General features: G+C 66.7%; 21 protein-coding genes and 1 pseudogene. 11 read left to right on the top strand and 11 right to left on the bottom strand.

Annotated elements, in window-relative coordinates; translation table 11 throughout:
- Positions 1-358: 358 nt before the first annotated feature.
- The 4 genes from hutU to G4G71_RS25255 all read left to right on the top strand — a co-directional run bounded on the left by hutU (position 359) and on the right by G4G71_RS25255 (position 5,877).
- A complete protein-coding gene (gene hutU, locus G4G71_RS25270; RefSeq protein ID WP_169941093.1) occupies positions 359-2,032 on the top strand; it encodes a urocanate hydratase in 1,674 nt (557 codons plus the stop codon).
- 10 nt (positions 2,033-2,042) lie between these two features.
- The gene (locus G4G71_RS25265; protein ID WP_169887267.1) at positions 2,043-3,215 is read left to right on the top strand and encodes a CaiB/BaiF CoA transferase family protein; all 1,173 of its coding nucleotides are present in this window, start codon (positions 2,043-2,045) and stop codon (positions 3,213-3,215) included.
- The gene (locus G4G71_RS25260) at positions 3,212-4,357 is read left to right on the top strand and encodes an acyl-CoA dehydrogenase family protein (protein ID WP_169941091.1); all 1,146 of its coding nucleotides are present in this window, start codon (positions 3,212-3,214) and stop codon (positions 4,355-4,357) included. Before G4G71_RS25265 ends, G4G71_RS25260 begins: the two co-directional genes overlap by 4 nt.
- Before the next feature lie 107 nt (positions 4,358-4,464).
- On the top strand, positions 4,465-5,877 hold the full coding sequence (locus tag G4G71_RS25255; RefSeq protein ID WP_054908240.1) for a purine-cytosine permease family protein: 1,413 nt from the start codon (positions 4,465-4,467) through the stop codon (positions 5,875-5,877).
- A gap of 72 nt (positions 5,878-5,949) precedes the next feature.
- Here G4G71_RS25255 and G4G71_RS25250 read toward each other — a convergent pair whose 3' ends face one another.
- The 3 genes from G4G71_RS25250 to G4G71_RS25240 are packed head-to-tail and all read right to left on the bottom strand — an operon-like array spanning position 5,950 to position 7,975.
- Positions 5,950-6,273 carry a hypothetical protein gene (locus G4G71_RS25250; RefSeq protein ID WP_169941089.1) on the bottom strand — a complete coding sequence of 108 codons (324 nt, stop codon included), beginning with the start codon at positions 6,271-6,273 and terminating at the stop codon, positions 5,950-5,952.
- Positions 6,270-6,794 carry a thiamine pyrophosphate-binding protein gene (locus tag G4G71_RS25245; RefSeq protein WP_169941087.1) on the bottom strand — a complete coding sequence of 175 codons (525 nt, stop codon included), beginning with the start codon at positions 6,792-6,794 and terminating at the stop codon, positions 6,270-6,272. The genes G4G71_RS25250 and G4G71_RS25245 overlap by 4 nt, the downstream gene beginning before the upstream one ends.
- Entirely contained in the window at positions 6,791-7,975 is a 1,185-nt protein-coding gene (locus tag G4G71_RS25240) for a PepSY-associated TM helix domain-containing protein (protein WP_169941085.1), read from the bottom strand. The genes G4G71_RS25245 and G4G71_RS25240 overlap by 4 nt, the downstream gene beginning before the upstream one ends.
- 286 nt (positions 7,976-8,261) lie before the next feature.
- On the opposite strand from G4G71_RS25240, the gene G4G71_RS25235 reads away from it, so the two are divergent.
- The 6 genes from G4G71_RS25235 (at position 8,262) to G4G71_RS25210 (ending at position 15,135) form a co-directional block, all read left to right on the top strand.
- The gene (locus G4G71_RS25235; protein ID WP_169941083.1) at positions 8,262-8,882 is read left to right on the top strand and encodes a hypothetical protein; all 621 of its coding nucleotides are present in this window, start codon (positions 8,262-8,264) and stop codon (positions 8,880-8,882) included.
- Positions 8,879-9,199: a transcriptional repressor gene (locus tag G4G71_RS25230; protein WP_240964841.1), complete on the top strand. Its 321-nt coding sequence runs from the start codon at positions 8,879-8,881 to the stop codon at positions 9,197-9,199. Before G4G71_RS25235 ends, G4G71_RS25230 begins: the two co-directional genes overlap by 4 nt.
- A 17-nt stretch (positions 9,200-9,216) precedes the next feature.
- Positions 9,217-10,395 carry an efflux RND transporter periplasmic adaptor subunit gene (locus G4G71_RS25225; protein ID WP_169941081.1) on the top strand — a complete coding sequence of 393 codons (1,179 nt, stop codon included), beginning with the start codon at positions 9,217-9,219 and terminating at the stop codon, positions 10,393-10,395.
- On the top strand, positions 10,389-12,332 hold the full coding sequence (locus G4G71_RS25220; protein WP_169942794.1) for an ABC transporter permease: 1,944 nt from the start codon (positions 10,389-10,391) through the stop codon (positions 12,330-12,332). The genes G4G71_RS25225 and G4G71_RS25220 overlap by 7 nt, the downstream gene beginning before the upstream one ends.
- Positions 12,332-13,717: an efflux transporter outer membrane subunit gene (locus G4G71_RS25215; protein ID WP_169941079.1), complete on the top strand. Its 1,386-nt coding sequence runs from the start codon at positions 12,332-12,334 to the stop codon at positions 13,715-13,717. Before G4G71_RS25220 ends, G4G71_RS25215 begins: the two co-directional genes overlap by 1 nt.
- Positions 13,718-14,028: 311 nt before the next feature.
- Complete coding sequence (locus tag G4G71_RS25210) at positions 14,029-15,135, top strand: NADH:flavin oxidoreductase/NADH oxidase (RefSeq protein ID WP_169941077.1); 1,107 nt, start codon at positions 14,029-14,031, stop codon at positions 15,133-15,135.
- A 92-nt stretch (positions 15,136-15,227) separates the two neighbouring features.
- Here the strand turns inward: G4G71_RS25210 and G4G71_RS25205 are convergent, their stop codons facing one another.
- Genes G4G71_RS25205 through G4G71_RS25195 form a run of 3 tightly spaced genes read right to left on the bottom strand, consistent with a single transcriptional unit; the run spans position 15,228 to position 17,301 of the window.
- Complete coding sequence (locus G4G71_RS25205) at positions 15,228-16,034, bottom strand: hypothetical protein (RefSeq protein ID WP_169941075.1); 807 nt, start codon at positions 16,032-16,034, stop codon at positions 15,228-15,230.
- A 26-nt stretch (positions 16,035-16,060) separates the two neighbouring features.
- The gene (locus G4G71_RS25200; protein ID WP_205896251.1) at positions 16,061-16,462 is read right to left on the bottom strand and encodes a TssQ family T6SS-associated lipoprotein; all 402 of its coding nucleotides are present in this window, start codon (positions 16,460-16,462) and stop codon (positions 16,061-16,063) included.
- Positions 16,463-16,500: 38 nt separating this feature from the next.
- Positions 16,501-17,301: a peptidase associated/transthyretin-like domain-containing protein gene (locus tag G4G71_RS25195; protein WP_169941072.1), complete on the bottom strand. Its 801-nt coding sequence runs from the start codon at positions 17,299-17,301 to the stop codon at positions 16,501-16,503.
- 563 nt (positions 17,302-17,864) lie between these two features.
- On the opposite strand from G4G71_RS25195, the gene G4G71_RS25190 reads away from it, so the two are divergent.
- On the top strand, positions 17,865-18,194 hold the full coding sequence (locus tag G4G71_RS25190) for a hypothetical protein (protein ID WP_169941070.1): 330 nt from the start codon (positions 17,865-17,867) through the stop codon (positions 18,192-18,194).
- 105 nt (positions 18,195-18,299) lie between these two features.
- Here the strand turns inward: G4G71_RS25190 and G4G71_RS30080 are convergent, their stop codons facing one another.
- The 5 genes and pseudogenes from G4G71_RS30080 to G4G71_RS25170 all read right to left on the bottom strand — a co-directional run bounded on the left by G4G71_RS30080 (position 18,300) and on the right by G4G71_RS25170 (position 23,879).
- The gene (locus tag G4G71_RS30080) at positions 18,300-19,130 is read right to left on the bottom strand and encodes a cache domain-containing protein (protein WP_420826030.1); all 831 of its coding nucleotides are present in this window, start codon (positions 19,128-19,130) and stop codon (positions 18,300-18,302) included.
- Positions 19,131-19,163: 33 nt separating this feature from the next.
- Positions 19,164-19,457: pseudogene (locus tag G4G71_RS30300) on the bottom strand (methyl-accepting chemotaxis protein); the annotation flags it as partial.
- Between the two features lie 280 nt (positions 19,458-19,737).
- Positions 19,738-20,214 carry an ester cyclase gene (locus tag G4G71_RS25180; protein WP_169941066.1) on the bottom strand — a complete coding sequence of 159 codons (477 nt, stop codon included), beginning with the start codon at positions 20,212-20,214 and terminating at the stop codon, positions 19,738-19,740.
- 86 nt (positions 20,215-20,300) lie between these two features.
- Positions 20,301-22,163, bottom strand: a complete 1,863-nt coding sequence (locus G4G71_RS25175) for a flavin monoamine oxidase family protein (RefSeq protein ID WP_169941064.1) — start codon at positions 22,161-22,163, stop codon at positions 20,301-20,303.
- A 291-nt stretch (positions 22,164-22,454) separates the two neighbouring features.
- On the bottom strand, positions 22,455-23,879 hold the full coding sequence (locus G4G71_RS25170) for a gamma-aminobutyraldehyde dehydrogenase (protein WP_169941062.1): 1,425 nt from the start codon (positions 23,877-23,879) through the stop codon (positions 22,455-22,457).
- Positions 23,880-24,049: the final 170 nt, after the last annotated feature.

Genomic DNA, 24,049 nt, shown 5'->3' with positions numbered 1-24,049 from the left:
TCTCCTGTGGTGCACCGCTTTGTTACCTCTGTGCACCGCGCTGTTACTTTTTCTCCTTCCTTTCTCGCCACCTTCTCTCGCTGCTGCCCGTGGCGAGGGGCGCCGCCTGCCTGTGCATAAGATTTCTATCCATTTGAAATAAAACGACATTGTCGTCATGTGACTGAGCTCCCTGGGCATCGCCAGCTTATTTGGCCCTCGCTTTGCATTAGCTTGTATATACAGGTTGATATAAGGTTTTACACATATCAGGTGATACTAGATGAGTACGGCAATGCCCGTTGCCCTCTATTCACCCGTTTCCGCCCCGCCGGACCGCCTTCCAGCGTGGCGCCACCCCTGCATCGAGGAAGTCCAGATGAGCTCCACCGGCCGTTACCGTGATACCGAAATCCGTGCCCCGCGCGGCACCCAACTGAACGCCAAGAGCTGGCTGACCGAAGCGCCGCTGCGCATGCTGATGAACAACCTCGACCCGGAAGTCGCCGAGAACCCCAAGGAGCTGGTGGTGTACGGCGGCATCGGCCGCGCCGCGCGCAACTGGGAGTGCTACGACAAGATCGTCGCCACCCTGAAGGAGCTGAACGACGACGAAACCCTGCTGGTGCAATCCGGCAAGCCGGTCGGCGTCTTCAAGACCCACGCCAACGCCCCGCGCGTGCTGATCGCCAACTCCAACCTGGTGCCGCACTGGGCCAACTGGGAGCACTTCAACGAACTCGACGCCAAGGGCCTGGCCATGTACGGCCAGATGACCGCCGGCTCCTGGATCTACATCGGCAGCCAGGGCATCGTCCAGGGCACCTACGAAACCTTCGTCGAAGCCGGCCGCCAGCACTACGACGGCAACCTGAAAGGCAAGTGGGTGCTCACCGCCGGCCTCGGCGGCATGGGCGGTGCCCAGCCGCTGGCCGCGACCCTGGCCGGCGCCTGCTCGCTGAACATCGAATGCCAGCAGAGCCGCATCGACTTCCGCCTCGCCAGCCGCTACGTCGACGAGCAGGCCAAGGACCTCGATGACGCCCTGGCGCGTATCGCCCAATACACCGCCGAGGGCAAGGCCATCTCCATCGCCCTGCTGGGCAACGCCGCCCAAATCCTCCCGGAACTGATCAAGCGCGGCGTGCGCCCGGACATGGTCACCGACCAGACCTCCGCCCACGACCCGCTCAACGGCTACCTGCCGGCCGGCTGGACCTGGGAGCAGTACCGCGACCGCGCGCAGACCGACCCGGCCGCCGTGGTGAAAGCTGCCAAGCAGTCCATGGCCGTGCACGTCCAGGCCATGCTGGAGTTCCAGAAGCAGGGCGTGCCGACCTTCGACTACGGCAACAACATCCGCCAGATGGCCAAGGAAGAGGGTGTCGCCAACGCCTTCGACTTCCCCGGCTTCGTTCCGGCCTATATCCGCCCCCTGTTCTGCCGTGGCGTCGGCCCGTTCCGCTGGGCCGCGCTGTCCGGCGACGCCGAGGACATCTACAAGACCGACGCCAAGGTCAAGGAACTGATCGCCGACGACGCCCACCTGCACAACTGGTTGGACATGGCCAAGGAGCGCATCAGCTTCCAGGGCCTGCCGGCGCGCATCTGCTGGGTCGGCCTGGGGCAGCGCGCCAAGCTCGGTCTGGCGTTCAACGAAATGGTCCGCAGCGGCGAGCTGAAGGCGCCGATCGTGATCGGCCGTGACCACCTCGACTCCGGCTCGGTGTCCAGCCCGAACCGCGAGACCGAAGCCATGCGCGACGGCTCCGACGCCGTGTCCGACTGGCCGCTGCTCAACGCCCTGCTGAACACCGCCAGCGGCGCCACCTGGGTCTCGCTGCACCACGGTGGCGGCGTGGGAATGGGCTTCTCCCAGCACTCGGGGATGGTGATCGTCTGCGACGGCACCGACGAAGCCGCCGCGCGCATCGCCCGCGTGCTGACCAACGACCCAGGCACCGGCGTGATGCGACATGCCGATGCCGGTTACCAGATCGCCATCGATTGCGCCAAGGAGCAGGGCCTGAACCTGCCGATGATCACAGGCTGAGGAATCGAGCATGAGCAATGTGACTGAACTGCCCACGCCGCAGCCGCTGAATGGCGTGCGCGTACTGGACCTGAGCCGCGTGCTGGCCGGGCCGCACTGCACCGCGATGCTCGCCGACCTCGGTGCCGAAGTGATCAAGTTCGAAGTGCCGGGGCATGGTGACGACAGCCGCCACCTCGGCCCGTTCAAGGACGGCGAAAGTGTCTATTTCGGCCTGATCAACCGCGGCAAGCGCAGCGTCGAGCTGGACTTCAAGGCGCCGGAAGACCTGCAGCGTTTCTATGACCTGGTGGCGGACGCCGATGTCGTGGTGGAAAACTTCCGCCCCGGCGTCACCCAGCGCCTGGGCATCGATTTCGACAGCCTCAGGCAGCACAACCCGAAGCTGATCTACGCGAGCATTTCCGGTTTCGGCCAGAACGGCCCGCTGTCGCGCCGCCCGGCCTACGACATCGTCGCCCAGGCGATGTCCGGGCTGATGAGCGTCAGCGGCTTCCCCGAGACCGGGCCGACCCGCAGCGGCGAAGCACTCGGCGACCTGTGCGCCGGCGTCTATGCGGCCTGGGCGATCAGCAGCGCGCTGTTCGCCCGCGAGCACCAGGGCAGCAGTGCGCAATACATCGACGTGGCGATGTTCGACGTGCTGGTCAGCCTGCAGATGACTGGCCTGTCCAACCTGTTCGCCCACGGCAGGGCGCCGGGGCTGGTCGGTAACCGCCACCCGGTGTCGACGCCGTTCGACACCTACCGCGCCGCCGACGGCCTGGTGGTGATCGCGGTGGCCAGCGACAAGCTGTTCCGGCGCTTCTGCGAAAGCATCGGCCGCGGCGAACTGGCCGACGATCCGCGTTTCGCCGACGACCCCTCGCGCACCCGCAACGAGCAGGCATTGCGCGCCGAGATCGAGGCCTGGACCGGCCAGCGCAGCGTCGAGCAGGCCTGCGATCTGCTGCTGGATGCCGGCGTGCCGGCCTCGCCGGTGTGGAACCTAGCCGAGGCCACCGGCAGCGAACAGGCGCAGGTGCGCCAACTGCTGGTGCAGCCGGCCGACGACCAGCCGCCACTGGTGCCGCAACCGGTCTACTTCAACGGGCGCAAGCCCCACGCCGCGACGCGCGCTCCCCGATTGGGCGAAGCCAACGCCGCGTTCGGCCTCACGAATAAAGCAGGAGCTGTGCAATGAACTTCGATATCGACGCCACCGAACTGGCCATCGTCGACTCCGCCGAGCGGGTCTGCCGCGACGTGCTGGCCGCCAATGCCCAGCGCTATGACGAAGAGGAAGCGTTCTGTGCCGAAAGCCTGCAGGCCCTCGGCGAGCTGGGTTTCATGGGCATCAACCTGCCGGAAACCTATGGCGGTTTCGGCATCGGCAGCCTGGCCATGAGCCGGGTGGTCGAGGCGGTGTCGGCGGCCTGCGCCTCCACCGCGTCATCGTTGACCGCACACTTCCTCGCCACCGATTCGATCCTCATCGGCGGCACCGAGGAGCAGCGCCAGGAATGGCTGCCACGCTGCGCCAGCGGCGAGCTGCTCGGCGCCTTCGGCCTGACCGAACCGGCGGCCGGCTCCAACCCGGCGGACATGCGCACCCGCGCCGTGCACGAGACCGGCGGTTGGCGGATTCGCGGCAGCAAGCACTACATCACCAATGCCCGCGAAGCCGACTTCATCGTGCTCTACGCCAAGACCGACCCGGAGGCCGGCGCCCGTGGCATCAGCGCCTTCCTGATTCCCAAGGGCACCGCCGGCGTCACCTTCGCCAACCCGGAAAAGACCATGGGCCTGCGCGGCAGCACCATCTACGAGCTGGCGCTGGACTGCTGGCTGCCGGCGGATGCGCTGCTGGGCGAGGAAAACCAGGGTTTCCGCACCGCCATGGAAGTGCTGGATCGCGGCCGCGTGGAAGTCGCCGCCATGTCGCTGGGCATCGCCCGCGCCGCCATGGAGTACGCCTTGAAGTGGGTGGATGAGCGGCAGATCGGCACCAAGCCGCTTTCGGCCTACCAGGGCACCCAGTGGCGCATCGCCGATATGCACGCGCAGTTCCAGGCCGCGCGCCTGCTCACCCAGCAGGCCGCCGCGCGGCGTGACAGCGGCGAGCGCTTCAGCCTCGAATCGGCGACCGCCAAATTGTTCGCCGCCGAGGCCTGCGGCTACATCACCGACGCCGCGCTGCAACTGCACGGCGGCTACGGCTACATCCGCGACCTGCCGCTGGAGCGCTTCGTGCGCGACGCGCGGATCCTGCGGATCTTCGAGGGAACCTCCGAGGTGCAGAAGATCATCATCTCCCGCGCCGTGCTGGATGCCGCCCGCCATTGACGGCAGGTACGGGGCGGCCTCCGCTGCCGCCCCGGCGAATCAGGAAACGCTGTGCATAACAACAACAGCGCAGCTGGGCGAACGTCCGGCGGCGAGGAGAAAGCTTCATGGCTGGTAAGTCCCTGATCGAAACCCGCTCCATCGATTACATTCCCCAGGCTGAACGGCACGGCCGCCTGTTCAGCCAGTTCACCCTGTGGTTCGGCTGCAACCTGCAGATCACCGCCATCGTCACCGGCGCGCTGGCGGTGGTGCTGGGCGGCGACGTGTTCTGGTCGCTGATCGGCCTGCTCATCGGGCAGATATTCGGCGGCGTGGTGATGGCGTTGCACGGCGCCCAGGGGCCCAAGCTCGGCCTGCCGCAGATGATCTCCAGCCGTGTGCAGTTCGGCGTGTTCGGCGCGGTGATTCCGCTGGTGCTGGTCTGCGTGATGTACGTCGGTTTCAACGCCACCGGCACGGTGCTGGCGGGCCAGGCCATCGGCCAGTTGGCCCATGTCAGCGATACCGTCGGCATCCTGGTGTTCGCGGCGGTCATCGTTGCGGTGACGGTCTGCGGCTACCGGGTGATCCATTGGTTGGGCAAGGCCGCCAGCGTGCTGGGCATCGTCGCCTTTGCCTACCTGTTCGTGCGCCTGCTGTCGGTCAACGATATCGGCGTGCTGCTGGAGAACCGCCACTTCGCCTGGAACACCTTCCTGCTCGCGGTTTCCCTGGCTGCGTCCTGGCAGATCGCCTTCGGGCCCTACGTGGCGGACTACTCGCGCTACCTGCCGAGCGAAACCTCGTCGCCGAAGACCTTCTTCGCGGTGGGCCTGGGCTCGGTGCTCGGTTCGCAGACGTCGATGGTCCTCGGCGTGTTCGCCGCGGCGCTGGCCGGCAAGGAGTTCTCCGGGCAGCCGGTGGCTTACGTGGTCGGCCTGGGGGCGAGTGGCATGATGGCGTCCGCACTGTTCTTCAGCGTGGCCTTCGGCAAGGTGACCATCGCGACCTTGAATGCCTACGGCAGCTTCATGTGCATCGCCACCATCATCAGCGGCTTCCGTGGCCAGTTGAAGGTCACGCACCTGCAGCGTCTGCTGTTCGTGCTGGTGATCGTCGGCCTGTCCACCGGCCTGGCGCTGGCCGGGCAGCATTCCTTCCTGGCCGCCTTCAAGTCGTTCCTGCTGTTCCTGCTGGCGTTCTTCACGCCGTGGAGCGCGATCAATCTGGTGGATTACTACTGCATCACCCGCGAGCGCTACGACATCCCCGCGCTGTCCGATCCCGACGGCCGCTATGGCCGCTGGAACTGGACCGGCATCGGCGTCTACTGCTTCGGCGTGCTGGTGCAGATGCCCTTCATCGACAGCGGTTTCTACACCGGGCCCCTGGTGGAGACGCTGGGGGGCGTGGATATCTCCTGGCTGATCGGCCTGCTGCTGCCGGCCTTGGCCTACTACTGGCTGGCCGCCAGGAGTCAACGCTCAGTGCCGGCCGCGCTGGTGCTGCCGGGGCAGGGCGACTCCTCCGCTGCCTGAGGGACGGCGCGCCCTTGCTTCCCGGATCGGGGCGCGCCCTCGCTTCCCGGACCGGGGCGCTGCCGATTGCGCTCAGAGCCCGCGGATCTCGCTCGGCTCGACTTCCACCTGATAGCCCGGCCCGACATCGAAGAGGATGTAGAAGTCCTCGCCGGGGCGCTTGAAGGTCAGGCTGGAATCCGCGCCCAGCTTGCCGGGCATCAGCACCCGGTTGTCGGCGGCGCTCATCACGTCCAGGGTCACGCCCGGGGCGTCGCTGCCGTCGGTGAAGCCGCCGACGCAGCGGATGGTCTCGGCATCCAGCGCCGTGCATTCGCAGAAGGGCGCGTGGGCCAGGGCGCTGGCGCTGGCGGCCAGGCCGAGCAGCAGGGCGCTGTACTTGAGGATCGCTTTCATCGATTGCTCCGGGTCTTTTCCAGCCAGGCCACCAGCGAAGGCGAGGCCTGGTCGAGAGGGATCTGCGCCTGGTGCACGGCGCCATCCCAGCCTTCCACGGTCAGCCACAGCTTGTCGGTCGGGGTGACCCGCGCCGGGATCGTGACTTCCGCGAACTGCTGGTGCGGCGTGCCGGCGAACAGCCCGCCGGCGGCCCGCAGGCTGCGCGGTTCGCCAATGCGCAGGTAGGCGGCCTTCACCTGTGCATAGCAGCTGTCGCAGAGGGCCAGGGTAAAGGCCTTGACGAAGCCGGCGCGGCCTTCGTCTTCCGGCTCGCCGACTTCCCATTCGGCCATGCGCGCCGTCCAGGGGCCGACCTGCAGATTGCCGATCTCGCGCTCGCCCAGGCCGCGCAGGCCGCGGTCCAGTTTCGCTTCGTGGAAGTACTGCGGCATGAAGCCCAGGGGAATCAGCACCAGCAGGGCGCTGAGGTGGAAACGCCAGCGCAGCCACTGGCGGCGCAGCTTGCTGTTGCCGCTCATTGGCTGGCCTCCGCGGTGGCCGCGACAGTGATGCGCTCGCGGGCTTTCTGCTTCTTCAGTTCCTTGGCGGTGGCGATCAGGGTGCGCTTGCTCCAGATCATCAGGCCGCTGAGCACCATCATGCTGAGGATCAGGCCGAACACGAACCAGATCAGCTTGATCCACAGCCCACCGAAGTCGCCGGTGTGCAGCGGGCGCATTGACTCGGTGACGAATTCCAGCCCGGAGCGGTCGCCCAGCAGGCGGGTCGAGGCGATGCTGCCGTCATAGGGGTTCACCTGGGCGCTCTCGAACATCAGCGGGTACCAGGCCTTGCCAAAGATATGGACCGGATCGTAGGCGCTGGAGGGCAGGCGGAAGAAGGTCGGCTCGAAGCCGGGGATGCGCTGCTGTGCGGAAAGCACGGCGGCGTCCAGGCCGATGCGCGGCGGCGCCTTGCCGTCCGCGCTCAGCGGGATGCTGTCGCGCTGGATGATGGTCGGCACGCCTTCGCTGGAGATGGAAATGGCGTTGTCGTAGAGCACCGCCTGGATCAGGAACCAGGTGCCGGTGATGGAGATCACCGCGATGAACCAGATCGACCAGATGCCCATCAGGCGGTGCACATCGCCCCAGAAGATGCGCGCACCCTGGCGCAGGCGCAGGGTTGGCTTGAGGAAGCCGCGCCAGAAGCGCTTGTACACCACCAGGCCGGTGACCAGCGAAGCCAGCATCGGCAGGCCTAGCAGCGACACCAGGTACCAGCCCCAGCTGAAACCGTGGGTGAAGGGCACCAGCCACCAGCCGTGCAGCGCACGGGTGAACTGGCTGAAGTCGAACAGCGGCGTCTTGCCCTGGATCGCCCCGGTGTAGGGGTTCACGTAGAGCGTGGCGGTGGAGCTGTCCGGGTAGGTCACCCGCGCCAGCAGGGCGAAATGCGACTCGCTCGGCGCGCTGAGCATGCGCACGGCGGCCTGCGGCTGCTGCTCGGCGACGGCCGCCAGCACCTGGTCGTAGCCCAGGCGCTTGGCGTTATCGTCCGGGGCGTTGGCGCGCACCGCCGGGTCGGCCAGCCAGACGATCTCCTGGCTCACCGTCGCCAGGGTGCCGGTGATGCACACCAGGAACACGAAGAACCAGATGGGCAGCGCCAGCCAGCTGTGGACCAGGAACCAGAGCCTGGAACGGGATTTCTTGGACATGGGGAATCACGGCCACGCAAGGGAAGGCAATGGAAAAGGCCCCCGCCGGACCAGGCCGGCGAGGCGCGAAGACACCAAGGAGCAGCGGTGTTCTAGGAATAAGGACGGATGAGATCGAAAAACCGGCCATCTGCAGTTGCAAATAAATGTTTCGGAGCGGTTTTCGCGGCCTTTTCCATTTCTTTACACATTTTCGGTGCGTGTTTTTTGCGGCTCATCCGTCTTGTATGTGAAAGCGATCGATTCGCAACGGAAGCGAACTTCAGCCAGACAACAGGAGAACCGCATGACCTTCTACCTTCGCCAGCTCACGCTGCTGGCCGTGGCGCTGAGCTGTGCGCCATTGGCCAGCGCGGACTATCTGTGGTTGGAACGCAGTGCAGGCCAGAGCGCGAAAAGCTATTTCAGCGAGCAGCAGCCCGGCGAGCATCTGCCGGTGACCCAGTTGCAGAACGCCCACATCGTGCTGGGCGAGGGCAAGACGGCGCCGATGAAGGCTGGCGTTGAGTCCTTCGACATCGGTGCCGCGCCGCCGGGCGACCTGCGCGTCGCCGCCCAGCGTGCCGGAGGCAGCACCCTGACCATCTATCAGGCCCGCGAGGGCCGCACCGAGACTCGGGCGCAGAATGATCTGGAGCTGGTGCCCACCACGCCCGGCGGCAATACCTTCGCCCTGCACTGGAAGGGCACCGTGGTGCCGGCCTCGCAGGTCAACGTGTACACCTCCGAGCAGTGGAGCCGCAGCCTGAAGCCGGCGGCGGACGGCACCGTGAGCCTGGCCACGCCGTTCCCGGCGCGCTACGTGCTGGAGGTCTCGGCCCGGGTCAACGGCGGCGCCAGCGTCGACGGCAAGCGCTACGACAGCGTGATCCACGTTTCCACCCTTTCCTTCGAGGTGCGCCCATGAGAGTCGCTATCAAAACCAGCACCCCGGTCCGCCCGCGCCTGCCGCGCCCCGCCCGGCAATTGCTGGAGCACGCCGGCCTGCGCAGCAGCCTGCCGCGGTTGAACATCCTCGATGCGCTGGTGGCCTGCCGCAAGGCGACTGCCGTGGAGCTGCACGCCTACCTGGAGGAGCCCGGCCTGCCCATCTCCCTCAGTTGTGTCAGCCAGACCCTGCGCCGCCTGCACCTCTCCGGCCTGCTCGAACGGGACGAGAACAAGCGCTACAGCCTGGCACCCGGAGCGGTGGCCTCCATGGGCAAGTCGAGCGAATTGCACTGACAGCAAGGATGTAGTGGATGGGACGGGGGAAGAAGGGCCGCCTGCTGACGCTGGCGGCCCTGTTGGTCGTTGTGGGGGGAGGATTGGTCTGGGCGTTCGGTCGCGATGGCGTGCGCTACCAGACCCAGCCGGTGGCGCGGGGTGATATCGAGGCAACGGTGAGTGCCATCGGCACGCTGCGGCCGCGCACCCAGGTTGAAGTCGGCGTACGGGTTTCCGGGCAGATCGACCGCCTGCTGGTGAAGGCCGGCGATGTGGTGGAACAGGGCCAGTTGCTGGCCGAGATCGACCCGCGTATTCCGCAGGCCACGGTGGATGCCGGCAAGGCGCAACTGGCGGACCTGCAGGCGCAGCTCGCCGAGCAGCGCGCGCAGCTGCAACTCGCCCAGCAGAAGCACGACCGCCAGCGGCAGATGTACGCCGAGGGCTCCACGCGGCTGGAGGACCTGCAGACGGCCGAGGCCGAGCGCAAGGTGTCCGCCGCGCGCATCGACCAGCTGCAGGCGAAGATCCAGCAGACCCGCTCGACCCTCAGCGCCGACCAGACCCAGTTGGACTACACCCGCGTCTATGCGCCCATCGCCGGCGCGGTGATCTCGGTGAAGGCCGAGCAGGGCCAGACGCTCAACGCCACCTACCAGACGCCGGCGATCCTGCGTATCGCCGACCTGTCGTCGATGACTGTGTGGACGGATGTCTCCGAAGCCGACGTCAGCCGCGTACGCGCCGGCATGCCGGTGCGCTTCACCACCCTGGGCGGCGACGGCCGCAGCTGGACCGGCACGGTGCGCCAGGTGCTGCCGGCGCCGGAGGAGCCCAAGACCGAGGACGGCAGCAGTAGCAGCGGACAGGCCAGCGGCGGCACCAGCAAGGTGGTGCTCTACACCGTGCTGTTCGACGTGGACAACGCCGACGGCGCGCTGATGCCGCAGATGACTGCCCAGGTCACCTTCGTCAACGCTGCCGCCAAGGGTGTGCTTGCCGTACCGCTCACCGCGCTGGAATTTGTGCCGCAACAGCGCGGCCTGTACCGTGCCCAGGTGCTCGATGCATCCGGCAATGTGCAGGCCCGCGAGGTGCGCGTCGGCGTGCGCAACCGCCTGCAGGGCGAAGTGCTCGAAGGCCTGGCCGAAGGCGACGAGCTGATCCTCGGCGAGCTGACCGCCCAGGAAGGGCCGCGGAGATTCACCTGGTGACCGCCCTGATCGAACTGGACGGCATCGTCAAACACTACGGCGGCGGGGACAGCCCGAAGGTCACGGTATTGCATGGGGTTTCCCTGCGCATCGAGCCGGGCGAATTCGTCGCCATCGTCGGCGCTTCCGGCTCGGGCAAATCCACCCTGATGCACATCCTCGGCTGCCTGGATCGCCCCAGCGCCGGCAGCTACCGCTTCGCCGGCAGCGATGTCGCGCAGATGGACAGCGACGAGCTGGCCTGGCTGCGCCGCGAGGCGTTCGGCTTCGTGTTCCAGGGCTATCACCTGGTCCCCACGTGCAGCGCGCGGGAGAACGTCGAAGTCCCTGCGCTCTACGCCGGCCGGCCGGCCACGCAGCGCCAGGAGCGCGCCACCGAACTGCTGCGCCGCCTGGGCCTGGGCGAGCGCCTGGACAACCGCCCCAACCAGCTCTCCGGCGGCCAGCAGCAGCGCGTCTCCATCGCCCGCGCGCTGATGAACGGCGGGCGCATCATCCTTGCCGACGAGCCCACCGGCGCGCTGGACAGCCGCAGTGGCGAAGAAGTCATGGCGCTGCTGGACGAGCTGTCCGCGCAGGGCCACACGCTGATCCTCATCACCCACGACCGTGAGGTGGCGGCGCGGGCCAGGCGCGTCATCGAGATCCGCGACGGCCACATCGTTTCCGACAGCGGCGGGCAGGCCGGCGACACCGCGCTGCCGCTACCTGACCTGCGCGATGCCCGCGAAGCCAGTGGCGCGAGCCTCGCCAGCGATCTTCTGGAAGCCCTGCGCTCGGCCTGGCGCGTGATGTGGCTGAACCGCTTCCGCACGGCGCTGACGTTGCTGGGCATCGTCATCGGCGTGGCTTCGGTGATCGTCATGCTCGCCATCGGCCTGGGCACCAAGCAGCGCGTGGTGCAGCAGATGGCTTCCCTGGGCGCCACCATCATGTACGTCAGCGGCGACTATCCCCCCGAAGGTGGGCCGATAGGGGCGGTTACCGTCGATGACCTGGCGGCGGTGGCCGAATTGCCAGAAGTGCGCCACGCCATGCCGGTGATCGGCAATGCGCTGACCGTGCGCTACGGCAACCTCTCCAAGTCGCTCTATACCTTCGCCTCCACCGAGGAAATGCCGCTGATCCACCGCTGGCCGGTGGTGCAGGGGCGCTTCTTTACCGCCGCCGAGGACCGCGAACTGGCGCCGCTGGTGGTGATGGGACACAAGGCCTGGACGTACTTCTTCCCCGATGGTGAAAGCCCGCTGGGGCGCCAGCTGCTGGTGGGCAACGCGCTGTTCGAGGTGATCGGCGTGCTCAAGGAGAAGGGCGCCGATTCGGGCGTCGAGGACTACGACGAGATGCTCTTCATCCCCTACAACGCCGGCCGCGCGCGGGTCTACAAGGGCATGACCGACCCGGACTATGCGGTGATCGACGCCATGTCGCCGGCGCTGGTGAAAGAGGCCGAGGAGGCGATGAAGGCGTTGCTGCTGGAGCGCCACGGACGCAAGGACTTCGGCATCGGCAACGCCGCCGCCAAGTTGCAGGCCCAGGCCGAGGCGCAGGACAGCATGACTCTGATGCTCAGCCTGATTGCCGCTGTTTCCCTGCTGGTGGGCGGCATTGGCGTGATGAACGTGATGCTGATGACCGTGCGCGAACGCACCCGCGAGATCGGCATCCGCGTGGCCACCGGCGCGCGGCAGCGCGACATCCTCCGCCAGTTTCTCTCCGAATCCACCTTGCTGAGCCTGGTGGGCGGATTGATCGGGGTGGTCATCGGGTTGTCCATCGGCGCGGTGCTGCTGCTCAGCGGCGTACCGGTGGTGTTCTCGCTGACGGCGATCATCGGTGCGTTCGGCTGCGCGCTGGTCACCGGGCTGGTGTTCGGCTTTGCGCCGGCCCGACAGGCGGCGCGGCTCGACCCGGTCATCGCGCTGGGAGGTGAGTGATGAAAGTGCGACTTTCCCTGCTCTGCCTGCTGTTGGCCGGTTGTTCGTTGCAGGAGCCCGCACCGCCGCACCGGATCGCCGCACCGGCCGCTTGGACGCACACGGCCGCGCCGGCTGCGGTACAGCTGGATGCCCAGTGGTGGCGCCAATTCGGCAGCGCCGAGCTGGACCAGCTGATAGCGCGCGCCGCCCGCGACAGCTATGACCTGCAGGCCGCCGAGGCGCGCCTGCGCCAGGCCCGTGCGGCCTTACAGATCGCCGGCGCGCCTCTGCTACCGGAAGTGAACGGCACGTTGAACGCTTCGCGCCAGGGACGTCTGGGCGGCAACGCCGACGTAGATGGCAACGCTTTTGGACTCGGTCTTCAGACCCGTTACGAACTGGACCTGTGGGGCCGCAACCGTGCCCTGCGGGATGCCGCTCGGGCGCAATGGCAGGCCAGCAAATTCGATTTGCACAGCACGCACCTGAGCCTGACCGCCGCCGTCGCCAGCGCCTGGCTGGAGCATGCGGGCCTGAGCGAGCGCCTGCGCATCGCCGGGCTGAACCTGAAGAACGCCGAGGACGTGCTCGCCACCCTGGAATCGCGCCAGCGCGCCGGGGCGGCCATGCCGCTGGAACTGGCGCAGCAGCGCGCACTGCTGGCGGGGCTGCGGGTCGAGCAGGCTGAGCTACGTCAGCAAGTGGCGCAAAGCGAAGTGGCGGTGGCCGTATTGCTCGGCAGTACGCGCCAGGACCTGCGCCTGCAGGCGGGCTCGTTGAACACCTTGAGCGACCCGAGCATTGCGACGGGATTGCCATCGCAGTTGCTGGCCCGACGGCCGGACCTCGCTCGCGCCGAGGCGCAGCTGCAAAGTGCCGCCGCCGATCTGGGTGCCGCCCGCGCCGCGCTGTTTCCGCAACTCACCCTGGGGCTGGATCTGAACAGCGGCGGCTCGCGCCTGGGCGATCTCGCCAGTGATCCGCTCTACAGCGTCAGCGGTGGGCTGGTCGCGCCGATCTTCAACCACGGTCGCCTGAGCGGCCAGCGCGATCTCGCTCGGGCGCGCCAGGAAGAACTGCTGGCGGACTACCGCGCGGGGATCATCGCGGCATTCGGCGAAGTGGAGTCCGGCCTGGATGCCATCGATGGCCTGGAGGCGCGGTTGCAGGCCCAGGCCGAGCAGGTGCGCCAGGCCGAGCGCGCGTTCGAACTGGCCAACTCACGCTACCGAGCCGGCGCCGAGGACCTGCTGGTGCTGCTCGACGCCCAGCGCACCCTGTACGCCGCCCAGGACGGCCTCGCCAGCCTGCGCCAGCTGCGCCTGCAGGCCAGTGTGGCGTTGTACAAGGCGCTTGGTGGCGGCTGGCAGATTGGCGCCGCCAACTTGGCGAACGAAGGCTAGATCTATCGCGGGAGGAACTGCCTGCTTGCAGGCGTTCCGTGCTGGGCTTCCCCTCACCCCAGCCCTCTCCCTTAGGAGAGGGAGCCGACCGTGCCGGCTGACGCCGAGGCTTTACCCTGCACCGAACGGTCCCCTCTCCCGCGTGCGGGAGAGGGTTAGGGTGAGGGGCTCTTGCTCTTGCAGGAGCGGAGCCAATTCCTGCGAGGCCAGCATGGATTGGAACGCCCCCACCGATCATCGGAACCTATCCTTAGGCGATCCCGGTCTAGAGTAGAAGTACAAGATCTGAAGACCAGAGAGGGAGTGCCACCATGAGCCAGTTGTTCGAGCCCCTGACCCTGCGCCAGCTGACCCTGTCCAACCGTATCGCCGTATCCCCCATGTGCCAGTACTCCGCCCAGGATGGCCTGGCCAACGACTGGCACCTGGTGCACCTGGGCAGTCGCGCCGTCGGCGGCGCCGGCCTGGTGATCGTCGAAGCCACGGCGGTCGCCCCCGAAGGGCGGATCAGCGCCGAGGACCTGGGCATCTGGAATGACGAGCAAGTCGAGCCGCTGCGGCGCATCACCCGTTTCATCGAGTCCCAGGGTGCGGTGGCCGGCGTGCAGCTGGCCCACGCCGGGCGCAAGGCGAGCACCTGGGCGCCGTGGCTGGGCAAGCATGGCTCGGTGCCGATCCGCGAAGGCGGCTGGACGCCGGTGGCGCCCTCGGCCATCGCCTTCGACCCGCAGCACACCGCGCCCATCGCCCTGAGCGAAGAACAGATGGCGACCATCAAGCACCAGTTCGTGCGTGGCGCCGAGCGCGCCCTGGCCGCCGGCTTCAAGATCGCCGAGGTGCATGCCGCCCATGGCTACCTGCTGCACCAGTTCCTCTCGCCGCTTTCCAACCAGCGGCGCGACCAGTACGGCACCTGCTTCGAGAACCGCATCCGCTTCCTCCTCGAAATCACCGAGGCGGTGCGCGCGGTGTGGCCGCAGGAATTGCCGCTGTTCGTCCGCCTGTCCGCCACCGACTGGGTGGAAGACGGCTGGAACCCCGACGAAACCGTGGAGCTGGCGCGGCGCCTGAAGGGCCTGGGGGTGGACCTGATCGATGTGTCTTCCGGTGGCACTGCGGTCAACGCCGAGATTCCCGTGGGGCCGGGCTACCAGACGCAGTTCGCCGAGCGGGTGCGCAAGGAGGCCGGCGTCGCCAGCGGCACCGTCGGCATGATCACCGAGCCGGTGCAGGCCGAGCACATCCTGCGCACCGGGCAGGCCGATCTGATCCTGCTGGCCCGCGAGCTCTTGCGCGATCCGTACTGGCCGTTGCACGCCGCCGATGAGCTGGGCGGGCAGCCGGTGCCGTGGCCGGCGCAATACCTGCGTGCCGCGCAACGCGGCACGCCCAAGCGCAAGGCCTTCGGGCAGGCCTGAGGCCGGACTGGCTCACGCGCGCCATAGGTCGCGTGAGCACACATCCCATTCCCTGGAAGTTCTGCGGCAGCCACCCGACCGGTGGCTGCCGATCATTTGCGGGCGCTTTCCTTGAACTGGAACAGCGCTGGGCGTAGCGGGGTGGTGAAGGAGCGCTTCTCTTCGTCGAGCGCCGTGGTCACCGGGGTGCTGTCTACGCTGTCGATGATCCAGGTGTCGCCTTCGTGTTTCAACGCGTAGGCCAGCGGTACGCCGTTTCTGAGCACGGGCTCGGGCCTCTCGCGCTCAAGGGCATACAGCGTGACTTCGTAGACTTCGGCTTCTCCGGCCTGGCCGCGGTCGACGGGAACCAGACGCGCATAGTTCAGCACGGCAGAACCGGGCAGGCGCCCCAGTACGTGTTCCCCGAGCGAGGCCTCGGCATACAGCGGGTAGTAGGTGGGGGCGGCGGTGCTGACGTCGACGACATGAAGAAAGCCAAAGAGTCTCCAGTCTCCAGCCCCGAACAGACCGGTGCCGGGGCCCGCCAGCACCTGGTAGTGGCGTTTCGGTAGCTTGATGTCCAACAGTCGGGTATTGCGCATGTCCAGCCGGGGGAAGTTGCCCCAGGGCGTGGCGACGGCGTCGAAGCGCTTCCTGCCGATCACCACCGACGCGGCTTCCCCGGCGATTTCCAGGTAGGTCAGCGCGTTCTTCACCTCGGTGCGGTATTCGGTGCCGGCTTTCGACTCCTGCGGGGTGAAATGGGAGCCCAGCACGGAGGTGGAAACCTGTTCGACACTCCAGAGGCTCTCGACAGCCGCGTTCAGGCTTTCATGCGTTTCGGCCTGGGCGAGCGGTAGCGCCGCCAGAAGCGGCAGCGTCAGGAGGTAGCGGCGTAGCCGGTGAGTAAGCGGCATGGGAGCCTCGCGATCAGGAGAGATGTTCAACGGCGCGCCGCCTGGACGAACACCGGTCCCCAGAGAGGATGGCTGGCTTCGGCGGTTCCCAGGTGGAAGGTCGGATCGATCTGCAGGGCGCGATCGAAGGCGAAGCGGCACTGGATCGGTCGCTCGGTCACGCAATAACTGAACGCCAGGTACTTGAGGGCCTTCAGTTGTACCTGCACATCGGCGCTCCAGATGGCTGGCGAGAGGAACTGCTGTTCGGCCAGGTAGTAATGCCCGGCCTCGTATACCCGTAGGCCTTCGTCGAAGGTGTTCTCGGCGAGGACCTGGGCATCGTCCGCAGGTGGTGCGGGCGGTGCCTCGCTCTGGCTGCTGCAAGCGGAAACCGCTGCCAGGCAGGCGATCAGCAGCGGCGTCGAGAGAGTGCGCAGAGTTTTCATGGAGGGATCCATACACGTCAAAGGGGGCCGGCTGACGCTCACTGGAAGCTGTGCCGAAGCGTCACGGACTGTCCCGCGGAAATCTCAACATCCTGGCTATAGGCCGGCAGGTCGGGGTTGCGCAGTTCGATTCGGTAACTTCCCGGTGGCAGTTGCAGCTTGAACAGGGGCGGGGTGATGCCGCGCTTGCTGCCGTCGATCCAGACTTCGCCCCAGGGCTGGACGACGACGCTCAGGGTGCCTGTCGCGACGGGGGCGGGCGCACTGCGGGGTGGCGTCGGGCTGGCGGGCTTGCTGCCGGTAACGGTCATGGCCTGGGTTCGCAGCGGATGAGGCTTCTGCTCGGCCGCGGCCACGGGAGCTGACGGCCGCTTCGCCTGCGGAGCGGGTGCTTCATGGAGAGTCGGCGTCGGGGCTGGTGCTGGTACTGGTACTTGAACCGGATCGATGGGAGTGGCCGGCGTGTCAGGTGCGGCTACATCGATCGGCGGCGCGGGCTGTTCCTCCGGCACCGGCTCGGATGGCGGAATGATCAGGGAGCCGTCGTCCATGGAATCCGGGGTGGCGGTCTCGAGGCTGTCCGCAGGGGCGGGCGAGCGCTCCACCACACCCTGTTGCTCGAGCTTCGGCTCGCTCGGCACGTCAAGTTCGTTGTCGATAGCCCAGGGTTGCCACAGCGCCAGCAGCAGGACGGTGGCCAGTGCCCCGACAATGACCCCGGCAATGACGCCGGCGATCAGCGGCCAGTTGGCGGATGGTCTTGGAGCGGGCGCCAGCAGGCCTGGCTCGGCCGTCGGCAGAGGGGCAAGAGTGGGGGCGGGCGCGGGCGGTGCGGCCACTGGGCGTGGCGCCAGTGTGTAGGCTGTACCGGGGCCATCCCAGGAGCTCAAGGTCTCTCTGGGAACCGATCGAGCCGGCCCGGAGGAAGCTGATTCGCCCTGTTCGAGTGCATACGAGGCGCTCAATGCTGCCGCGCCGGAGGTCGTTTCGGGAAGCGAGCCATTCGGGTCGTTCCGTGTGTCTGGCGGGCAGGGAGTTTTGGCGTTCGGTTCCATCGGCTACATCTTCAAGGGGTGACGCGAGGTGAGGCTTGCTGCCTTCAGGCCGCAGGCAGATCGCCATGCGGCAGGAGCAGAAATACAAAGCTGGAAAATGGCCGCGAATCATAGGAAGCGGGGGCTTGCGGCTCAAATGCGCCGGGCTGTTTCCTGGGGTGGGACGGGGAAATGAGCATCAGGTCGCGCTTTGTGAGCGGAATACGCGGCTGAAGGAGAGAGGTGACTCATTGGTCAGGAAAAGAAATGAAATGTGATATCTGTCGCAGGATGGCGATCTGATGCTACTCTCTGGACGCTCGCGCAAGGATTGCGCCACTACCCACCAGAGCATCACTGGAGCACGCATGGACGCTTCTGCAACGTCTGCTGTCATCCCGCAATCGGAAATCGCCCTGCTGGCGAACATCCTCGCTCTCGCCACCCGCAACATGTCGAACCTCAGCACCCTGATCACCCAGTTGTCGGTGGAGCTTGGGCATAGCCCCGATCCGCACCTGCAGCGCGTGGGGCAGCGGGTACTCGCGGACGTGGATGTGCTGTCGAAGTCGCTGGATACCCAGTGGGAGCTGATCGGCGCGCTCTCGCGCTTCTGTCCGTTGCTGTCGCGCACGCCGCTGGTGAAGCCGGCACTGGTGACGGAAATCCATATCACCGAGTTGCCGACCAGGGCGTAGGGATACGCTTGGGTTCGCGAGCAAGCTCGCTCCTACGGTCAGGCCCGCTCCGGAGCCAACCTTGTAGGAGCGAGCTTGCTCGCGAACAGCGTCAGCGTGCGGAAATCACTCGCCGGCCTGGGCCAGTTCGAAGCTCATCAGCAGGGCCCAGGGCGCATCGCTGTCGCCTACGCGGATGGGCTGCAGCAGTTCCACGCGGCGGCCTTTCACCTGTTCCCAGCTCCGGCCCTGGGCGATGGCGTTGCGCGCTTCCTGCGGCAGTTCACTGGCCTTGTCGCCCAAGCGTCTGGCATCGGCGTGGGTGACGTAGACGCCGGCATTGGAGAGCAGGGCGTAGCGGCCGTTGCCCATTGGCTCAAGCTTGCCGAGACTTTCCTGCAACTGGTGCAGCGTGTAGTCGGCACCGAGGATGCCGAGAAAGCGGCCGTTGGCCTGCATGGGCGACATGAACGAGGTCATCAGCACGGTGTTGCCGCCGACGCTGTATTCGTAGGGTTCCATGAACACGTCGCGGCCCTTGTCGCGGGGAATCTGGTACCAGTCGCCGCTGCCGTCGGCCTTGTCGTAGCCGACCAGGCACTCGCGCTGGGCCACGCCGCTGCCGCGGTGCCAGTAGGCCATGATGCGGCCGCTGGCGTCGTGGCCGGGGGCGCCGATGAACTCGGCGTCGCGGCCGTCGAAGGCATTCGGCTCGCAGCCGCAGGCGAAAGCCAGCAGGTCGGGGTTGCGGGTCAGGTATTCATGCATCACCGCGTCGATCTGCTCGCGCTGCGGCCCGAGATGGCGGGTCTTCAGGCCGATCAGGAAGTTCTTCAGGCCATAGAGCGCGGTGGCCATCACGGCGAAGCGCGCTTCAAGGCGCTGGGTCTCGCTGGTCAGCACGACGCGGGCGGTGTCGAGCAGGCTGGAATGTTCGGCCTGTTCGACATCGGCCAGGGCCTTGGCGCTTTCGCTCTTGATCGAGGCGACGACATTGCCGATGTCGGCGGTGGCGTTGGCCGATTGGGTGGCCAGGCGGCGCACCTCGTCGGCAACCACCGCGAAACCACGTCCGCTTTCTCCGGCGCGGGCGGCTTCGATGGCGGCGTTGAGCGCTACCAGGTTGGTGTTCTTGGCGATCTGCTTGATGACTTCGGAGACCTTGCTGATCTGCGTCCAGCGCACGTTCAGGTCGGCGATCAACTGCTTGACCTGGTCGATGGTGGTGCGGGTGCTGGAGCTGTCTTCGGCGCTCGCGGGCCGGTTTTCGAGTGTGCTTGGCATGGGTTGGGACACTGCAGTGGCGGATGAGGGCAGGAGTAGGCGCGGAGTTCGATTCTTCTTGTATGGGCTGCATCGATTGCAGGGCGCAGAACCTAGGATGGCGTGGAGCGCAGCGATACCCATCGCTTTTTGCACAGACAGCATGGGTATCGCTGCGCTCCACCCATCCTACAAAGGCATCTCCGGCGGCCTTCGGCTCTGCGTAGGAGCGGATTTATCCGCGATGGTCTTCAGTTACGTAGGGCGAATAACGCGTAGCGTTATCCGCCCTACGCTTCCGTTACCAACCCAACTGCTTGTGCAGGCCGAGGGCGTCGTAATAGTCGCCCTGGTAGACGATCTTGCCGTCCTTGACCTTCACGTAGCTCACACCGTCGAACGACAGCGGCTTGTTGGTCGCCGGAGTCTGGGCATCCCAGGCGCCGGTGTTGGTGCCGCTGAAGGTCCACTGGAAGGCGATGCCGTCCTTGTCGACGATCGGCTTGCCGTTCATCTTCCACGTAAGATCCGGCACGGCCCCCACGAACACCTTGATCACGTTGTCACGCGCGGCTTCCCGGCCTTTCTGCGGGGTGCCGACGGTGACGTCGAAGTACTCCGCATCCTTGGCCAGGTAGCCGGCGGCCTTCTCGGCATCGTGGGCGTTCCACGCGGCCATGTAAGCGTCGACGATCTGTTTTGGCGACTCTGCGGCCTGGACCAGGCCGGCAAAGGTGAACAGCGACAGCAGGTAGAACGCTCTGACGAGGTGACGCATGCTTGCCTCCGTTGCGGGCGTGCCCGCGGGGTTTCGGCCGGATGGCCGTTGTGTGTGGCGCCACGCAGGGCGCGGCGCCGGGTACATCAGGAGAGTTCGCCCACCGCGCGCCAGGCCTCGTCGATAGCCGCATGGGCATAGGCGTCCCAGGCGGCATCGGAGTTGGCGATGGTGACGTTGCCGACCTTGGTGCGGGCCAGGTTCATCAGTTTTTCGCTCTCTTCCTCATCATCGAAGAGGCTATTGGAGAAGTACGAATAGCCGTGCGACCAACGGTTGATGGTGATCGCCTGGATATCCTTCTGATGATCGAAGCCGGCCGGGCCGAGCATCGCCTGCAACTGGTCGCGGATCATCCCTTCCATGTATTCGAAGCTCATGCCGTAGAGCTTGCCGCGGCCCACGCGAGCCTGGGTGCGCGCGTCCATGCCGGCGTTGGGGCTGGTGGGCACGTAGACCATGTGCAGGCCGATGGGCTGGTTCGGGTCGCGCGGGTGGCTGTAGCCGCCGATGTCCACCGGGTAGTCCAGCTTCACGCGGCTGTACGGCTGGCTTGGCGCGTAGATCTCGTGCACGCCCAGCTTCATGAAGCTCTGCCAGTTGCGGATCACCACCTTGGTGTACACCAGCGGGAATTTCACGTTCTGCGCCAGCGCGTGGCTCTGCTCGGCGGAGAGGTCGCGCAGGATGTACGGGATGATCATGTTGTAGCAGGCCAGCACGCAGTGCTTGGCCCGCACGCGGTGCAGGGCGCCGGCGCGGCTGTAGCCGACGTCCACGCCGCCGTCGCGGTTCTTCACGCTCACCGCGGTGCTGTTCAGGCGCAGGCGTACGGCGTTCTTGGGCTGGTCCAGTTTCGAGTAGTCGAAGGTGGCCAGGACGATGTCGTTCATGTCCTTGCCCGGCGCCACGCCCGGAATCAGGCCGCGCACTAGCAGGCGCGCCAGCGAGGCATTGCCGTCGGGGAAGTGGTAGATGTACGGCTCTTCCATCTCGGACTTGGCCTCCTCGCTGATCGGCGAGAGGTCCATCGCGGCGAAGCCGGGGAAGCCCACGGAGTAGGCCGAATCGGCGGGGACGGCGTCGATGCTCAGCGCGGAGAAGTCGTTGGTGCGGCTGAGGAAGTAGCGGGTGGCGGCTTCGCTCAGGCCGACATCCTTGCGCAGGAAGTCCTGGTAGCTGGTCTTGGCCAGGTGCGCTTCCTTCTCCTCGCGGGTCTTGCCGGCGAGGTAATCCTTGGGCGCCTCGTGCAGGTCGATCAACGCCTGGCGGTCGGCTTCGGGTAGCGGGAAGTCGCCGATGAAGGCGCGCCAGCTACGGGCGTTGAGTTTTTCCGGGGCGATGTCGTCCGCGACCATTGGCGTCGGGTCGCCGCTGACCATCTTCGCCTCGCCGAAGCCGGCCTTGTCGAAGAACACCCCGCGCGACAGGCCCAGGTTCGGGTAGAAGTCACGGTCGAAGGCGGTTTCGAAACGGTCGACGTCGACGTTGAGCTGCTTGAGCAGGTTGTTGACCGTGTCGCTGTACAGGTGCTTGGGCGACTGGAAGGCTTCGCTGCCGCCGTAGCCGAGGATCATCCGGCCGCCGGCCTGGAATTCGTTGCGCTTGGCGTGGCCGCCGAAGTCGTCGTGGTTCTCGATGATCAGCACGCGCGCCTTGGGGTGCTTCTGCCGGTAGAACCAGGCCGCGGACAGGCCGCTGATACCGCCGCCTACCACCACCAGGTCGTACTGCTCCTCGATCTTCAGGCCATCGGTATTGAATACCTTCTTCTCCCAGCCCATCTGGTGCGCGACCTCGAACGCGCCGGGATGGCTGCCGCGCATGCCGGTCAGGGCAGGCGGATAGTAGCGGCCGGACGGAGCGGCCTGGAGAAGTTGCAGCGGGGTGAGGCCCGCGCCGATGGTGAGGGCAACGCCGTTGAGGAAGTCGCGGCGGGTGATGGTCATGGGAAGTCCTTGCAAGGTGATGGCCCGGGGCACGGGCTGTCATGGTTATGCCCTTCCCTCCGGAAGGGGCTGCGGCATGCGTGGCCGCGCGGCGGTCCCGGTCGAGCGGGGGCCGCAGAACCACCGGACCTTGGTCCGGCGGTTGCTTTTCACTGAGCTACTGGGCCTAGCGAGCTAGAGCGCAGCAAGGCGGAAGGTGGTTCGGGCGCAGGAGTTTACGAGTAGTAAACGACTGGGCACGAACCATCTTCCAACGCAGCTCCGCCGACGCGCAGCAGGCCTTACTCCCAATCAGTGCTTGATCATTACGTGGCGGATGGCTGTGTAGTCTTCCAGGCCGTACATCGACATGTCCTTGCCGTAGCCCGACAGCTTCATGCCGCCGTGGGGCATTTCGGTGGTCAGCATGAAGTGCGTGTTGACCCAGGTGCAGCCGTACTGCAGGCGCGCGGACAGGCGATGGGCGCGGCCGATGTCGCTGGTCCACACGGAGGAGGCCAGGCCGTAGTCGGAGTCATTCGCCCAGGCCAGCGCCTGTGCTTCGTCCTCGAACTCGGTGACCGAAACCACCGGGCCGAAGATTTCGCGGCGGACCACTTCGTCGTCCTGGCGGGCACCGGCGAGCACGGTCGGCTCGAAGAAGAAGCCCGCGCGGTCGGCACGCTTGCCGCCGGTGACCACTTCGATGTGCGGCACCTGACGGGCGCGCTCGACGAAGCCGATGACGCGCTCCAGGTGCTGCTCGGTGATGACCGGGCCCAGCTCGGTGTTCGGATCGTCCTGCTCGCCGTACTGGATGCTGGCCACGGCGGCGCCGAGCTTCTCGACGAACTTGGCGTAGATGCCTTTCTGCGCGTAGATGCGGCAGGCGGCGGTGCAGTCTTGCCCTGCGTTGTAGAAGCCGAAGGTGCGGATGCCTTCCACGGCGGCGTCGATGTCGGCGTCGTCGAAGATGATCACCGGGGCCTTGCCGCCCAGTTCCATGTGCATGCGCTTCACGGTGTCGGCGGTGCCGGCGATGATGCGGCTGCCAGTGGCGACCGAGCCGGTCAGCGAGACCATGCGAACTTTCGGGTGGGTGGTCAGCGGCTCGCCAACGGTCGGGCCACGGCCGAACACCAGGTTGACCACGCCGGCGGGGAAGATCTCGGCCATCAGCTGCGCCAGGCGCAGGGCGGTCAGCGGGGTCTGCTCGGAGGGCTTGAGCACCACGGTGTTGCCGGCGGCCAGGGCCGGGCCGAGTTTCCAGGCGACCATCATCAGCGGGTAGTTCCACGGCGCGATGGAGGCGACCACGCCCACCGGATCGCGGCGGATCATCGAGGTGTGGCCCGGCAGGTATTCGCCGGCGGCGGAGCCTTGCATCACGCGGCAGGCGCCGGCGAAGAAGCGGAACACGTCGGCTACGGCCGGCAGTTCGTCGTTCAGCGCGGCGGAGTACGGCTTGCCGCAGTTGTTCGACTCCAGGCGGGCCAGTTCCTCGGCGTTGGCGTCGATGGCGTCGGCCAGTTGCAGCAGGAGCATCGCGCGGTCTTTCGGCGTGGTCTGCGACCAGCTGTCGAAGGCGGCATCGGCGGCCAGCACGGCGGCGTCGACCTGGGCCGGGGTGGCCTCGGCGATTTCCACCAGGGTGGTGCCCAGGGACGGGTTCACGACAGCGAGCTTCTCGCCTTCGCCAGCGACCAGTTGGCCGTTGATCAGCAGGTTGGTTTGCATGGTTGAGTCCTCTTGGTCAGGAACGTGGTGCAAATTCGGTTGGGTGTTTCTTTTTAGGGGCCTGCCGGTTTGTGGGCGGCGGGCCTGAGGGGTTCTGTGGGCTTGGAGCTGGAGCTATTCCCTCTCCCCAGCCCTCTCCCTGAAGGGAGAGGGAGTCGTCTGTGCCGGCT

The sequence above is a fragment of the Pseudomonas multiresinivorans genome (assembly GCF_012971725.1).
In the GTDB taxonomy this organism is placed as follows: domain Bacteria; phylum Pseudomonadota; class Gammaproteobacteria; order Pseudomonadales; family Pseudomonadaceae; genus Pseudomonas; species Pseudomonas multiresinivorans.
This window is presented reverse-complemented; position numbering and strand designations above follow the sequence as displayed.

What these genes read in the sequence shown, in the direction of transcription:
- G4G71_RS25245 (WP_169941087.1), bottom strand. Translation starts at nt 6,794, where the DNA reads ATGAGCGGCAACAGCAAGCTGCGCCGCCAGTGGCTGCGCTGGCGTTTC.
- G4G71_RS25175 (WP_169941064.1), bottom strand. Translation starts at nt 22,163, where the DNA reads ATGACCATCACCCGCCGCGACTTCCTCAACGGCGTTGCCCTCACCATC.
- G4G71_RS25240 (WP_169941085.1), bottom strand. Translation starts at nt 7,975, where the DNA reads ATGTCCAAGAAATCCCGTTCCAGGCTCTGGTTCCTGGTCCACAGCTGG.
- G4G71_RS25265 (WP_169887267.1), top strand. Translation starts at nt 2,043, where the DNA reads ATGAGCAATGTGACTGAACTGCCCACGCCGCAGCCGCTGAATGGCGTG.
- G4G71_RS25255 (WP_054908240.1), top strand. Translation starts at nt 4,465, where the DNA reads ATGGCTGGTAAGTCCCTGATCGAAACCCGCTCCATCGATTACATTCCC.
- G4G71_RS25210 (WP_169941077.1), top strand. Translation starts at nt 14,029, where the DNA reads ATGAGCCAGTTGTTCGAGCCCCTGACCCTGCGCCAGCTGACCCTGTCC.
- G4G71_RS25205 (WP_169941075.1), bottom strand. Translation starts at nt 16,034, where the DNA reads ATGCCGCTTACTCACCGGCTACGCCGCTACCTCCTGACGCTGCCGCTT.
- G4G71_RS25250 (WP_169941089.1), bottom strand. Translation starts at nt 6,273, where the DNA reads ATGAAAGCGATCCTCAAGTACAGCGCCCTGCTGCTCGGCCTGGCCGCC.
- G4G71_RS25180 (WP_169941066.1), bottom strand. Translation starts at nt 20,214, where the DNA reads ATGCGTCACCTCGTCAGAGCGTTCTACCTGCTGTCGCTGTTCACCTTT.
- G4G71_RS25190 (WP_169941070.1), top strand. Translation starts at nt 17,865, where the DNA reads ATGGACGCTTCTGCAACGTCTGCTGTCATCCCGCAATCGGAAATCGCC.
- G4G71_RS25200 (WP_205896251.1), bottom strand. Translation starts at nt 16,462, where the DNA reads ATGAAAACTCTGCGCACTCTCTCGACGCCGCTGCTGATCGCCTGCCTG.
- hutU (WP_169941093.1), top strand. Translation starts at nt 359, where the DNA reads ATGAGCTCCACCGGCCGTTACCGTGATACCGAAATCCGTGCCCCGCGC.
- G4G71_RS25260 (WP_169941091.1), top strand. Translation starts at nt 3,212, where the DNA reads ATGAACTTCGATATCGACGCCACCGAACTGGCCATCGTCGACTCCGCC.
- G4G71_RS25235 (WP_169941083.1), top strand. Translation starts at nt 8,262, where the DNA reads ATGACCTTCTACCTTCGCCAGCTCACGCTGCTGGCCGTGGCGCTGAGC.
- G4G71_RS25225 (WP_169941081.1), top strand. Translation starts at nt 9,217, where the DNA reads ATGGGACGGGGGAAGAAGGGCCGCCTGCTGACGCTGGCGGCCCTGTTG.
- G4G71_RS25215 (WP_169941079.1), top strand. Translation starts at nt 12,332, where the DNA reads ATGAAAGTGCGACTTTCCCTGCTCTGCCTGCTGTTGGCCGGTTGTTCG.
- G4G71_RS25230 (WP_240964841.1), top strand. Translation starts at nt 8,879, where the DNA reads ATGAGAGTCGCTATCAAAACCAGCACCCCGGTCCGCCCGCGCCTGCCG.
- G4G71_RS25170 (WP_169941062.1), bottom strand. Translation starts at nt 23,879, where the DNA reads ATGCAAACCAACCTGCTGATCAACGGCCAACTGGTCGCTGGCGAAGGC.